The organism is Geoanaerobacter pelophilus (genome assembly GCF_018476885.1).
Classification (GTDB): domain Bacteria; phylum Desulfobacterota; class Desulfuromonadia; order Geobacterales; family DSM-12255; genus Geoanaerobacter; species Geoanaerobacter pelophilus.
In genome coordinates, this window is the sequence record NZ_JAHCVJ010000006.1 from 185,485 (window position 1) to 198,051 (window position 12,567).

The window sequence follows — 12,567 nt, forward strand, 5'->3', positions numbered from 1 at the left end:
ATGATTGCAGAATGTTAAAGATGGGGGGCTTGTAAAAAAAGTTTCAGGTCTACGATGCCTGAAAAAGTGTTGTAATTCCCGACATTACAAAATGTTGCCTGTGATTTAATGTTAATGGCGCACCCGAAGGGGGCGGAATAACCGCCCCCTTTTTAATACGGTTGGTTGTTATTCGCCGAAATAGGTGTACCCCAGCAAGGTCTTGTCGAGCAGTTCCAGGAAATGGCTGCTCTCCTCAATGGAGACCTTACGGTGGGCAACGCTCTTCTCCAGGGTGTCGCGGACATGCTTGAGGATCTCCGGCCCCTTGTACTGCACGTATTTCAGGCTCTCCCAGACGGCGTCGCCGTTGATCACCGTATCTATCTTGTAATTGGTCTTTTTGTTGAAAGTGATATGTACGGCGTTGGTATCGCCGAACAGGTTGTGCATGTCGCCAAGGATCTCCTGGTAGGCGCCGATCAGGAAAAAGCCGATATAGTAATCCTCGTTCTTGCGGACCTTGTGCAGTGGCAGGAACTTGGAGCGGCCATTTTCGCCGACAAAGCTGGTGATCTCGCCGTCGGAGTCACAGGTAATATCGGCAATGGAAGCCATGACATCCGGCTTCTGGTTGAGCCGCTGGATCGGCATGATCGGGAACAGCTGGTCAATGGCCCAGGAGTCGGGGATCGACTGAAACAGCGAGAAGTTGGCAAAATAGGTCTGGCGGAGGCTCAGGTGGAAGTTGGACAACTCTTCCGGGATCGGCTTGATCTTCTCGACGATGCCGTTGATTTTTTTGAATATCCTTGAGCAGAGCCATTCGGCAACGGCGCGATCCTGAAGGTTCAGGTAGCCGAGGTTGAACAGGCTCACCGCTTCCTGGATCAGCTGCAGGGTGTCGTGGTAATCCTCGCGCAGCGAGTGGCGGTCGATGCTTTTGTAGATGTCCACCAGCTTGCGCACCGTAGGAGAAAGCTTTTCGGTGGTCTCCAGGACCTCTTCGAAATCCGGGGAAAGGCTCTGGGTGTTGGTGTCCAGGGCGTTGGTGATCAGTACCGAATAGTGGGCGACAATGGCCCGGCCCGATTCGGAGATGATGTTGGGGCATTCGACCCCTGCCTCGTCGCAGATGTTCTTGATCTGGTAAACGACGTCATTGGCATATTCTTCAACCGTGTAGTTAACACTGGAGAAGTAGCTCGATTTGGTGCCGTCGTAATCGACGCCCAGTCCGCCGCCGATGTCGACGTACTCCAGGTCGACCCCCATCTTGCGCATCTCGGCGTAGACACGGGTCCCTTCGATCAGGGCGTTCTTGATCTTGTCGATCTTGGTGATCTGGCTGCCGATGTGGAAATGGAGCAGTTTAAGCTTGTCCACCATCCCTTCTTCTTCCAGCAGCTCGATAGCGGTGATCAGTTCGGAGATCCGCAGACCGAATTTGGCGTCTTCGCCGCCTGAAGTGGCCCACTTGCCGGTCCCTTTGGAAGAGAGTTTGACGCGAATCCCCAGCTTCGGCACGATGCCGACCTTCTTGGCCAGGGCGATGATCTTTTCCAGCTCGAACAGTTTCTCCACAACGATGGTGATATCAAAGCCGATCTTGGTTGCGTAAAGGACGGTCTCGATAAATTCGGCATCCTTGTAGCCGTTACAGATGATCGGAATGTTGGTCCCTGAGGCAAAGGAGATCGCCACAACCAGCTCCGGTTTGGAGCCGACCTCCAGGCCGATGTTGTAGCGTTTGCCGAATTGGGTGATCGCTTCCACCACCTGGCGCTGCTGGTTGACCTTGATCGGGTAGAAGGTGCGGTACTTGGCCGGGTAGTCATTCTCGGAGATGGCGCTTTTGAAGGCGCGATTGATGGCGCCGATCCGCCCTTCGAGGATGTCCATGAACCGGAGCAGAATCGGGGGCTTGATCTTGCGCTTGATCAGGTCTTCCATGAGATCCCGCAGGTCGATGGAGTATTTTGAGGTAGGAGAAGGGTGGACGCAGACGTGGCCCTTCTTGTTTATCGAGAAGAGCTCAGAGCCCCAGTTGTCGATGTTGTAAATCTTTGCAGAATCGGCAATGGTCCATTTTTCCATGGGTTCTCCTGAACGAATCCGCCTTCGGCCGTATAGCTGTGTTGCCTCGTCAGGGCTCTCCTCGACGTAGCCCTGCTACGCCTGCGTCAACCCTTCCTCGTCGCCTTGCTCTACGCCCGAAATCGAATTCGGGTGGTTTTGGTGTTATCGCCTATGAAAGGCGTCCTTTGAAATCTTCGTAATCGAACTGCCTGATGACCTTGAGCTCCCCGCTCGCCGGCTCATAGGTGCAGATCGCCGGGTGCTGGATGCCGTTGAAGGTAGTGGTCTTGACCATGGTGTAGTGGGACATGTCCTCGAAGGCCAGCCGGTCGCCGGGATTGAGTGGCTTTTCGAACGACCAGTCGCCGATTACGTCGCCTGCCAGGCAGGATGGCCCGGCGAGACGGTAAGTGTGGGACTTTTCCTCGGGATTATAGCCGCCGGTGATGCCGGGTCGATAGGGCATCTCCAGGATATCCGGCATGTGGCAGGTGGCAGAGACGTCGAGGATGGCAATATCCATCTCGTTGTGCACCACATCCAGCACCTCGCTCACCAGGATGCCGGTGCCGATGGCGATCGCCTCGCCTGGCTCCAGGTAGACCTCAATGCCGTACTTTCCTTTGAAATGCTTGACCAGCTCCACCAGGGCGTCGATGTCATATCCCTCGCGGGTGATGTGGTGGCCGCCACCTAAGTTCAACCATTTCATTTGAGGGAGAAACTCGCCGAATTTTTCCTCGAACACTTTGGCGGTCCGCGCTAGCGGCTCGAACAGCTGCTCGCACAGGGTATGGAAGTGCAGCCCTTCAACCCCGGCCAGCGACCGGCCGTCAAACTCTTTCCGGGGGATGCCGAGCCGCGATTTGGGCGCGCAGGGGTCGTAGATAGGGGTGTGACCTTCGGAATGCTCCGGGTTGACCCGCAGGCCGATGGAGACGCCGCTCTGCTCCCACAGCGGTCGGAACCGCTCCAGCTGGTTGAAGGAGTTGAAAACCAGGTGATTGGAGATCTGCAACAACTCAACTACATCTGCTTCCTTGAACGCCGCGGCAAAGCTGTGGACCTCGCGGCCGAACTCCTCGCGGCCGAGGCGTGCCTCCCAGGGGGAGCTGGCGCAGACGCCATGCAGGGTTTCCCGGATCAGCGGAAACACCCCCCACATGGCAAACGCCTTCAGCGCCATGAGGATCTTGGCGCCGGAGCGCTGTTGCACCTCGTCCAGTATCGCCAGATTATGACGCAGCTGACCCAGGTCCACCACATAGGCAGGGGAGGGTGAGAGCTTCAGGATTTTGTCGATGTCGATACCGGTCAATGCGCTATAACTCCGGCCATTCACCGCCGTCGATGACCACCGTCGGCAGACCCATTGGGCCGAGCACATCAAGGAACAGCTCCGGGTCAAACTGCTCCATGTTCCAGACCCCAGGTGCGTGCCACTTGCCGGTCAGCATCATGATGGCGCCGACCACCGCCGGGACACCGGTGGTGTAGCTGATCGCCTGGGATTGGACCTCTTTGTAACAGGCCTCGTGGTCACAGATATTGTAGATGTAAACCTGCTTGCGTTGGCCGTCCTTGGTGCCGCGGGCAATGACGCCGATGCAGGTCTTGCCCTTGGTCAGCGGACCCAGCGAACCCGGATCAGGGAGCAACGCCTTTAGGAACTGGATCGGCACGATCTTCTGACCGTTAAACTCCACTTCGTCGATCCTGGTCATGCCGACGTTCTGCAGTACCTCCAGGTGCTTCAGGTAGTTGTCGGAGAAAGTCATCCAGAACTGGGCTTTCTTGATGGTCGGGATGTGCTTGACCAGCGACTCCATCTCCTCGTGGTAGAGTCGATAGCAGTTCATCGGCCCGATCCCTTCCGGGAAATCAAAGACCCGCTTGGTGGAGAGCGCCGGGCTCTCGACAAACTGGCCGTTTTCCCAGTGGCGGCAGGTAGCGGTCACTTCGCGGATGTTGATCTCCGGGTTGAAGTTGGTGGCAAACGGCTGGCCGTGGCTGCCGGCATTGGCGTCGATGATGTCGATTTCCTCCACGACATCCAGATACTTTTTGGCTGCCAGGGCGGTGTAGACGTTGGTAACACCCGGATCGAAACCAGAACCCAGAAGCGCCATCAAACCGGCATTTTTAAAGCGGTCCTGGTAGGCCCACTGCCAGGAGTACTCGAACTTGGCGGTGTCCAGCGGTTCGTAGTTGGCAGTGTCGAGGTAATCGACACCGGTCTCCAGGCAGGCATCCATGATATGCAGATCCTGGTACGGCAGCGCCACGTTGATCACCAGTTTTGGCTGCTCTGCCTTGATCAGGGCAACCAGTTCGGGGACGTTGTCGGCATCTACCTGAGCGGTTTTTATGCTGTTGTTCAGTTGGGCGGCAATGGTGTCACACTTGGCCTTGGTGCGCGAGGCCAGGGTGATCTCGCTGAAAATGTCACGACGCTGGGCGCATTTATGGGCAACGACCTGGCCGACGCCCCCTGCTCCGATTATCAGAACCTTGCTCATCTATTTATCTCCCTGTGCGATGGAGTAATTTATCGGACCTTTCCAAATATTCTTTACGCGGCTTGCTGTCAAGTGAAAAGTTTAGCATTAATGCCGGTAAAGTCTAAGTATTACGGGAAATTTAAGTGGGGCCTGGGTCGATAATCAACCCCATGCACGGTTTGCTGATTCTGGCACTGTAAACGGTGTGTGAATTGTGCGACATGACGATCTTTTGCGTCCGGGGGCAGATAATGATTTTAAGTTGACATGGGAAATTTCTTCTATAAGTTCATTGGAGAGCATGAATCAAGATTGCGCAGGGGGGATAGCACGATGTTCCGGAATCTGGGAATAGGCATAATTGGTGGCGGCAACATGGCCGAGGCAATGATCAAGGGTTTGATCCAGGGGGGGATTGCTGCTGATAAAATCGAGGTAGCTGAGCCGGTTGCCGGACGCAGGGATTTTCTGGCAGAGCGCTATGCCGTGGGTGTTTCTGCTGATAACACCAAGGTGGCGACAGGTTGTCGCCTGATACTGCTGGCGATCAAGCCGCAGATGGTTGATTCTGTCCTGTCAGGCATATCATCAGCCATAAACGGTGATACCTTGCTCATATCGATAATGGCCGGGGTGCCTTGTTCAATCATTGAATCTTTATTCCCGACACCGGTCAAGGTTGTGCGGGCAATGCCCAATACCCCGGCACTGGCCCTGCAGGGTGCAACAGCAATAGCTGCCGGGACACATGCGTCTGCCGAGGATATGACGCTGGCTGCGGAAATCTTCACCATGGTTGGCAAGTGCTGGCAGGTGGATGAAAAACTGATCGATGCCGTGACCGGTCTTTCCGGAAGTGGCCCTGCCTATGTGCTGACGTTCATCGAGGCCCTTTCCGATGCGGGCGTCAAGAACGGACTGCCCCGTGAGGTCGCATCCGGCCTGGCTCTCCAGACAGTATACGGTACTGCTTGCCTGCTGAACGAGACCGGAGAGCACCCGGCGCTGCTCCGTGAAAAGGTGACTTCTCCCGGAGGCACCACCATCGCCGGGCTTCAGGCTCTTGAAGTTGGCGGGTTCCGCGGCACGGTCATGCGCTGTGTCGAAGCGGCGACGCAACGGTCAATGGAACTCGGGAAGAAAAAGTGAATGACTGAGGGAAAGAAACACCCGTGCCAGGACTGTAGCTATTGTCAGTGGTGCAGTGACGACCGCTGCCGGTTGTGTCTTGCCACCGGGTGCCAGGCAAAGAAAAAGCTCTCTCTGCAGGAGCAGATTGAGCTTTTTGAGAAATTGAACAACAAAGACCGTATTTAGTAAGCGATGTTTCGTTTAGGCGCTGTTCCTGCCAGTATCTGGGCAAATGCCTTGCCCTGGTCCGAATTGATCAGTAGATAACGGGGGAGTTTCATAACCGAGTCGCTGGCTCCGGCATGGTGACGCTCTATGGTGAAAGTAGTGGTAAACCCGTTAGCTGCGGCCATCTTCAGCAGATAGTCGTCGTAGATGCCGAACGGCCAGGCAAGCATATCAACCTTCCCGCCTAGTTCCTTCTCCAGTTTGTCCTTTGATTTTTTTAACTGGGTGTTCACCAGTTTATCCAGTTCTGCCGGCTTGAGCTTCTTTCGCTCTTTCTTGAAGTTCGGGTGCCAGTAGGTATGCGACTGGATGTCGACAAGCCCGGTCTTCTTCAGTTCCCGCAGCTGGTCCCAGGTCATGGCGTATTTGGCGTTGGAGATCGCCGACGGATAGACGAACACGGTCACAGGCACCTTGTATTTTTTGATCAGTGGCAGCATGTCACTGTAAACGGTCTTATGGGCATCATCCTCAACGATCACCACTGATTTAGGCGGAGGGACCGGTGCCTTTTTCTGGTACCAGTCAACCAGCCTTCTCAGGGGGATCACTGTGTAGCCATTGTCTTTAAGGTACTTGAGGTGTGACTCGAATACCGGTGTGGTGATGGTCATGCCATCGGCGACAGTGGGTCCGAAGCGGTGATAGAGGAGTATCGGCACTCCTGATTGCTCTGTTGTTTGAGATGCAGAGGCAGTGGTTACTAGCAGTGACAGCAGTAAAAGAGTTGTAAGGATCCTTAGCATTATTGAGTCTTATCACCTTTCATAGTTTCCAGTTTGATGTCAGTCACTCGACCGAAGATCGATAACGGTTTGTCAAAAGCATTGTCGTTGCCAGCCACGGAGATCACCATTTTATCCGGGTGAAGATGGTTTTTCGCTGCCTGCAGAATGTCATCTTTGGTGACTTTTGCGATGTTGTCCCGATAGTTTTCGAGGTATCCCTTGGGGTAGCCGTAATACTCCAGCCTGGCCTGCTGGTTGACCACGGCTTCAGGCTTGGCAAAGCCGAAGATAAAGGCATTGATGATCGAATTCTTGGCCAGATCAAGTTCCTGGCTGGAGACCGGCTCTTTGGTGATTCCGGCAATGATATCGCGCATCAAGGTTATTGCCTTGGCCGTTGATTCAGATTTGGTCTCGGTCTGGGCGATAAAGGTCCCCACAAAGCGGCGTCCGATATCGAAATGGCTCTCGACATTATAGGCAAGCCCCTGATTCGAGCGGATCTCCTGGGTAAGCCGTGAAGTAAAGCCGCCGCCAAGGATATAATCCATCACCCGTATGGCATAGAGGTCCGGACTGTCCTTATCGATGCCGAGATGGCCGATCCGGATCGCCGACTGGTTGACGTCCTTGTGTGCCAGCAGAACCTGCGGCTTTACCTCAGCGGCTGGCGGGGCAACCTTTGGCAAAGACTCGTCCGTTTTTTCCCAGCCGTTAAACAGCTTCTCAAGCTTGGCGGATAACTCCTCTGTCTTTACGTCACCGGCAACAGCAAGAATCACCCGATTCGGTCTAAAATATCGGCCATGGAATTTGATCAGGTCATCACGGGTAATCCCTGATATGCTTTCTACTGTCGGGTATGCCCCCAGGGGATGGCCGGAGTAGAGGGCTTTCCGGAGTTCACGGTCGGCGATCGCCTTCGGGTTGTCATTCTGTCGGCGCAGTGCCTCTATTGTCTGCTTTTTAGCGAGGTTGAGCTTCTCTTCGCGAAATGCCGGTTTCATCAAAACATCGGCATAGATCTGCAAGGTCCTGTCGAAATTCCTTGTGAGGGTGGCCATTGATACATTGCCGACGTCGGACGAGATCCCGGCCTCAACTGAAGAAGCCATGAATTCCAGTTCGCCATCCATTGCGTCAGGTGTGATCGTATCGGTACCCCCGGTCCTCAATACGGCAGAGGCGAGCGATGCAAGGCCTGTCTTGTCCGGCGGTTCATAAATGCTTCCTGTGTTGATATACGCGGTAATGCTCACCAATGGAAGTTCATGGTCCTCCAGAAGGTAGACCACCATGCCATTAGGCAGTTCCATCCGCTGGCTTTTGGGGATCTCGAAAGAGAGCGGTGGGAACGACATGGAACGAGGGTTCACCTGGGTACTCGGACCGGCGCATCCAGATAGTGCGAAAACGGTTATGATGAGTGCAAGAAAGCGACAGGTGGCTCTGGTCATTTGGATTCCTCCTTAAGCTTCTTGGTTATGAAACCGACAGTTCTGTTTTCTCTGGTGAAATATTTTCTCGCAACATTGACGACATCCATCGGGGTAACAGCCGCCACTTTCTGGCGGTGTTCGATCAGGTAGCGCCAGTTGCCGGTAACCGCTTCATACTCGGTCAGGTTTCTGGCCAGGCCGCCGTTAGAGCCCATTTGGCGGAACTCTTCATATTCGAGCCGGTTCAGTATCTTCTGCAGGTCTTTTTCCTGGACCGGCTCGCTCTTGAACCGCTCCAACTCAGCATATATGGCATCTTCAACTTCCTTGACGCTATGTGGGGCTCTGGGGGTCGCTGAAATGACAAAGAGATTGGGGTAGCGGCTTCCAGGGGCAGAGAATGAACCGACCTCTGTCGCGATCTGTTTCTCGATAACCAGTTTTTTGTAGAGGCGCGATGTTCTTCCGTCAGCAAGCAGCATATCAATGACATCGAATACGTAATCGTCAGGGTCGGGCAGGGTAGGCTTGTGGAAGCCTATCATTAATTCCGGCTCGGCATCCCCAATGATTTCAACTCTCTTTTCCCCATGTTGCTGGGGCTCCCTGACTGCAACCGGAGGCACAGATTTGCCAGGGGGGATATTGCCGAAGTACCGTTCAACCATCGCCACGGTTTTCTGCGGGTTAATGTCACCGACAATTGCGATTATTGCATTGTTGGGGGCATAGTAACTCTTGAGAAAATGCTCTGCTTTGGTCCGGGTGAGGTTTTCCAGATCTGACATCCAGCCGATTATCGGCTGGCCGACGGGATGGGCCATAAAGGCAGTTGCCAGGAAGGTCTCCCAAAGTCGTCCGGCAGGTTCGGCATCATACGACCTTCTCCGTTCTTCCATGACAACGTCCCGCTCGGTATAGAACTCCCTGAGTACGGCATTCTGCATCCGGTCTGATTCAATGGCAGCCCATAATTCCAGCTTGTTTGACGGCAGGCCTATGAGGTAGGTCGTGCCGTCCTTGCTGGTGAAGGCATTGTAGTTGTATCCACCGTTTCTGGAGTAAAGGTCAGCGAACTCTTCTTTGATGACGAATTTACCTGCTTCGCTCTCAAGCCGGGAAAGCTCGCTTTGCAGAGATTTAATTTTTTCTTTATCGCCGCGCTCCTGCTTTGCTTTTTCCTGGACCAGGTTCTGCGCAACCTCTTCGATTTTGTCGAGCAGCGGTTTTTCCGAGGCATAGTCCTTTGTGCCGAGCGTCTTGGTCCCCTTGAAGAGCATATGTTCCAGGAGATGAGCCACCCCCCTTTCATCGCTCCGCTCATCAACGCTGCCTACCTTGAAACGGATCCATGCTGAGACAGTTGGAGAGGTGTGTCGTTCAACCATAAGGATTTTCATGCCGTTTTTCAGGGTATGTTCTATTACCCTTTCTGATAGGCCTGCAGCTGATGCCTGGACGGCCATCATGCTAAGCAGCAGGAGCGGCAGGGTGATTCGGATGATCAGTTTCATTTTAGATTACCTCTTAAGGAGTTCTGCAGTATGACTTTGTTTTTAGCGGCCACATATTACCTTGTAGTCTTTTAATTTGCAAGGCAAAGGGGTGGTAAATAAAGGCGTGTCCCGATACCACTCTAACCAGAAAAACTTTGACAAACTGTCCGGGGTTCCTATAGTATTGGCGCAGATTTTAAAGGGGTAATCATTAATGGAAGCAGTTCTGGCCCTTATCGGGGATGAACTTATACAGGTAGAGCAGCAGTTTCGTAAGGACTTGGCGTCCGATGTTCCGCTTATCCGCAAAGTTGGCGAGTACGTGCTTTCCAGCGGTGGGAAACGGATAAGACCGGCTTTGCTTCTTCTCGCGGCTAAGCTGTGTGAATATAGTGGCGACCGTCATGTGCCGTTGGCAAGTGTGGTCGAATTCATCCACACTGCAACCCTTCTTCATGATGACGTTGTCGATAACGCCAATCTCCGCAGGGGCATTGCCTCGGCAAACACCCTTTGGGGTAACGAAGCTTCCGTGCTGGTCGGCGATTTCCTGTTCTCAAAATCATTCTCTCTTATGGTGGCAGACGGCGACCTGGATATTCTCCGGGTTCTGTCGGGCGCAACCACCATGATTGCTGAGGGCGAGGTACTGCAACTGGTCTGTACCAGTGATCTCACCATGACAGAGGCCAGGTATATTGATGTCGTCAAGTGTAAGACTGCAGTTCTGATCTCAGCAGCATGCCAGGCCGGGGCCATCCTTGGCAAGGTTTCCACTGAGATGGAAAATGCCTTGCGAGATTTCGGCATGGATTTGGGGATTGCCTTCCAGTTGATGGATGATGTGCTGGACTATTCCGCTGACCAGGAGGAGTTTGGCAAGAGCATTGGGCACGATATCGAAGAAGGGAAGATAACCTTGCCTCTGATCCACGCCTTGATGCATTGTACCGATGTGGAGAAGGACCGGGTCGGGGATATCGTTACTGCGGAGATTGTCGAAGATCAGGATTTCGCCTTTGTCTTTGATCTTGTGCAACGGCACCAAGGTATTGAATTCACTGTGTCGAGGGCTCGCGATTATGTAGAGAGTGCCAAAGCTTCTTTAGCATCATTTCCAGAGTCAACCATTAAGTCTGCGCTTTTCGACCTCTCCGACTACGTGGTTACCAGGCAGCGCTAAAACCCGGAGTTCTGGTTAAATAACCATCCGCTGTCACCATAAAAACTCAAAAACCGCTTAATATTTAATGCTATTTTGCTTGGTGTGTATTTTGCACTTAGCCTGCGTAGGAATATAGTTATTTTATTTAATGTTATCGATTATGTGGTGAAATGCTATGGGACACGGGACTCTGGTGCATCAAGCACGCGTTCAGGTAGACGGCGACTCTTATCACGTTCAGGTTTACTGTAGAGACGACGGTCGTCATTTTGCCAAGACTTATCTTGGCGGGGATGACATCATAATTAACGATGGCATGTCACTCGAAGATGTCTTGACAAAGCATACGGAGCTGCTGCCACTTGCTGTCTCCACCCGCAGGGTTCGCCAGCAGATTCGTGGCGAGGACGCTTAAGTCATAATCTGTTCCTTCTGTTGTTTTACCTAGCCCGCCATTCCTGCGTCTGCCTTCTCGCGTTTGCACTTTTAAAATCTCCTTGCTTTACAATGATCCTTGCCTAAAATATAACTCAGCAATTATCCAAACGAAGATTATCGAGGTATGTATGAAGAGACTTGTCTTGATCGTAATACTGCTCTGCTTGGCTTTATTTGGCTGTTCAAAGGAGGAAAAGGGCAAATCTTCATCGGTCAGCCAATTGCGTGAGGGCACAGCAGCGCCGGATTTTACGCTGAAAGATCTTGACGGCCGTGACGTTACCCTTTCTTCCTTTAAAGGAAAGGTTGTTTTTTTAAACTTTTGGGCAACATGGTGCCCTCCGTGTAAGGAAGAAATCCCTTCAATGATGAAGCTTAACCAGCAAATGGCTGGTAAATCATTCCAGATGCTTGCTGTTTCTATCGACGAAGGTGGTAAGGATGCAGTTACGGCTTTTTTTAAACGTACCGGTTTTAATCTGCCGAGTTTGAATGATCCTGAACAAAAAGCCGGCAAAGTTTATGGCATAACCGGTGTGCCGGAGACCTTTGTCATCGACAAGAACGGGGTCGTGGTAAAAAAAGTCATAGGAGGGATGGACTGGGCGTCTGCTGATTCAGTTCAGTTCTTCTCCGAGTTGGCATCAAAATAATGTCCGGAGCAAACATTTCTTTTGCAGGGGCATTCATCGCCGGGTTACTATCGTTCCTTTCTCCGTGCGTTTTGCCCCTTATTCCTTCGTACATAACATATATTACCGGCCTTTCCTTCGCTGAACTTCAGGAGGAAACCCCTTCCCACAAAGTCCGAAATCAGACAATTATCCATTCTCTCATGTTTATTGGTGGATTCACTTTGATATTTGTGCTTCTTGGTGCGTCTGCGACCTTTATCGGCGGTTATTTGCAGTCAAAGATGGATTTGCTGCGGAAGCTTGGCGGGGTGCTGATTGTCCTTTTCGGGATTCATATAACCGGGCTTATCCCCATCAGTCTTCTTCTGGGAGAGAAGAAGATCAATATTCAGCGAAAACCTGCCGGTTACTTAGGGACTTTGCTTGTCGGCATTGCCTTTGCCGCTGGTTGGACTCCCTGCATCGGTCCGATACTGGCATCGATTCTGATGGTGGCAGCTGCAGAGGATACTGTTTATCATGGCATCGCCCTGTTAATGACTTATTCCATGGGATTGGCGATCCCATTTTTCTTGTCATCGCTGGCGTTGAACCGTTTCATCCAGGTGTTTAACAGGTTCAAGAAACATATCCGGCTCTTTGAAATAGCGACCGGAATATTTCTGATAGTTTTGGGCATCATGTTGTTTACCAATTACCTGAGTATCTTGGGCAGGTATTCTACCAAGCTGATTGGATGAAAGGGTCT

General features: G+C 52.6%; 12 protein-coding genes. 6 read left to right on the forward strand and 6 right to left on the reverse strand.

Annotation, left to right across the window (positions count from 1 at the left end; translation table 11 throughout):
• Positions 1-168: 168 nt before the first annotated feature.
• The 3 genes from speA to KI809_RS14935 all read right to left on the reverse strand — a co-directional run bounded on the left by speA (position 169) and on the right by KI809_RS14935 (position 4,577).
• Entirely contained in the window at positions 169-2,076 is a 1,908-nt protein-coding gene (gene speA, locus KI809_RS14925; protein ID WP_214172381.1) for an arginine decarboxylase, read from the reverse strand.
• 151 nt (positions 2,077-2,227) lie between these two features.
• Complete coding sequence (gene nspC / locus KI809_RS14930) at positions 2,228-3,376, reverse strand: carboxynorspermidine decarboxylase (RefSeq protein WP_214172382.1); 1,149 nt, start codon at positions 3,374-3,376, stop codon at positions 2,228-2,230.
• A gap of 4 nt (positions 3,377-3,380) precedes the next feature.
• On the reverse strand, positions 3,381-4,577 hold the full coding sequence (locus KI809_RS14935) for a saccharopine dehydrogenase family protein (protein WP_214172383.1): 1,197 nt from the start codon (positions 4,575-4,577) through the stop codon (positions 3,381-3,383).
• Positions 4,578-4,892: 315 nt separating this feature from the next.
• Here KI809_RS14935 and proC point away from each other — a divergent pair, with 315 nt between their 5' ends.
• Both proC and KI809_RS14945 read left to right on the forward strand, forming a co-directional pair.
• Positions 4,893-5,708 carry a pyrroline-5-carboxylate reductase gene (proC, locus tag KI809_RS14940; protein ID WP_214172384.1) on the forward strand — a complete coding sequence of 272 codons (816 nt, stop codon included), beginning with the start codon at positions 4,893-4,895 and terminating at the stop codon, positions 5,706-5,708.
• Positions 5,709-5,876, forward strand: a complete 168-nt coding sequence (locus KI809_RS14945; RefSeq protein WP_214172385.1) for a hypothetical protein — start codon at positions 5,709-5,711, stop codon at positions 5,874-5,876. It abuts the gene before it with no gap.
• Here the strand turns inward: KI809_RS14945 and KI809_RS14950 are convergent.
• Genes KI809_RS14950 through KI809_RS14960 form a run of 3 tightly spaced genes read right to left on the reverse strand, consistent with a single transcriptional unit; the run spans position 5,873 to position 9,599 of the window.
• Positions 5,873-6,667 carry a polysaccharide deacetylase family protein gene (locus KI809_RS14950; protein WP_337833328.1) on the reverse strand — a complete coding sequence of 265 codons (795 nt, stop codon included), beginning with the start codon at positions 6,665-6,667 and terminating at the stop codon, positions 5,873-5,875. The two genes, KI809_RS14945 and KI809_RS14950, sit on opposite strands and share 4 nt — an antisense overlap.
• Positions 6,664-8,103 (reverse strand): M16 family metallopeptidase, encoded by a 1,440-nt coding sequence (locus tag KI809_RS14955; protein ID WP_214172387.1) that lies wholly within the window; start codon positions 8,101-8,103, stop codon positions 6,664-6,666. Before KI809_RS14955 ends, KI809_RS14950 begins: the two co-directional genes overlap by 4 nt.
• Entirely contained in the window at positions 8,100-9,599 is a 1,500-nt protein-coding gene (locus tag KI809_RS14960) for a M16 family metallopeptidase (protein WP_214172388.1), read from the reverse strand. Before KI809_RS14960 ends, KI809_RS14955 begins: the two co-directional genes overlap by 4 nt.
• A gap of 196 nt (positions 9,600-9,795) precedes the next feature.
• Here KI809_RS14960 and KI809_RS14965 point away from each other — a divergent pair, with 196 nt between their 5' ends.
• From KI809_RS14965 to KI809_RS14980, 4 genes are all read left to right on the forward strand, one after another.
• Positions 9,796-10,764 carry a polyprenyl synthetase family protein gene (locus tag KI809_RS14965; RefSeq protein ID WP_214172389.1) on the forward strand — a complete coding sequence of 323 codons (969 nt, stop codon included), beginning with the start codon at positions 9,796-9,798 and terminating at the stop codon, positions 10,762-10,764.
• 157 nt (positions 10,765-10,921) lie between these two features.
• Positions 10,922-11,161, forward strand: a complete 240-nt coding sequence (locus tag KI809_RS14970; protein ID WP_214172390.1) for a hypothetical protein — start codon at positions 10,922-10,924, stop codon at positions 11,159-11,161.
• Between the two features lie 151 nt (positions 11,162-11,312).
• Positions 11,313-11,837 (forward strand): TlpA disulfide reductase family protein, encoded by a 525-nt coding sequence (locus KI809_RS14975; RefSeq protein WP_214172391.1) that lies wholly within the window; start codon positions 11,313-11,315, stop codon positions 11,835-11,837.
• Positions 11,837-12,559 carry a cytochrome c biogenesis CcdA family protein gene (locus tag KI809_RS14980; RefSeq protein WP_214172392.1) on the forward strand — a complete coding sequence of 241 codons (723 nt, stop codon included), beginning with the start codon at positions 11,837-11,839 and terminating at the stop codon, positions 12,557-12,559. Before KI809_RS14975 ends, KI809_RS14980 begins: the two co-directional genes overlap by 1 nt.
• Positions 12,560-12,567: the final 8 nt, after the last annotated feature.

Excerpts from the sequence above, each read along its gene's own strand:
- KI809_RS14955 (WP_214172387.1), bottom strand. The coding sequence starts at position 8,103 with ATGACCAGAGCCACCTGTCGCTTTCTTGCACTCATCATAACCGTTTTC.
- KI809_RS14965 (WP_214172389.1), top strand. The coding sequence starts at position 9,796 with ATGGAAGCAGTTCTGGCCCTTATCGGGGATGAACTTATACAGGTAGAG.
- KI809_RS14970 (WP_214172390.1), top strand. The coding sequence starts at position 10,922 with ATGGGACACGGGACTCTGGTGCATCAAGCACGCGTTCAGGTAGACGGC.
- KI809_RS14935 (WP_214172383.1), bottom strand. The coding sequence starts at position 4,577 with ATGAGCAAGGTTCTGATAATCGGAGCAGGGGGCGTCGGCCAGGTCGTT.
- KI809_RS14980 (WP_214172392.1), top strand. The coding sequence starts at position 11,837 with ATGTCCGGAGCAAACATTTCTTTTGCAGGGGCATTCATCGCCGGGTTA.
- speA (WP_214172381.1), bottom strand. The coding sequence starts at position 2,076 with ATGGAAAAATGGACCATTGCCGATTCTGCAAAGATTTACAACATCGAC.
- KI809_RS14945 (WP_214172385.1), top strand. The coding sequence starts at position 5,709 with ATGACTGAGGGAAAGAAACACCCGTGCCAGGACTGTAGCTATTGTCAG.
- KI809_RS14960 (WP_214172388.1), bottom strand. The coding sequence starts at position 9,599 with ATGAAACTGATCATCCGAATCACCCTGCCGCTCCTGCTGCTTAGCATG.
- KI809_RS14975 (WP_214172391.1), top strand. The coding sequence starts at position 11,313 with ATGAAGAGACTTGTCTTGATCGTAATACTGCTCTGCTTGGCTTTATTT.
- proC (WP_214172384.1), top strand. The coding sequence starts at position 4,893 with ATGTTCCGGAATCTGGGAATAGGCATAATTGGTGGCGGCAACATGGCC.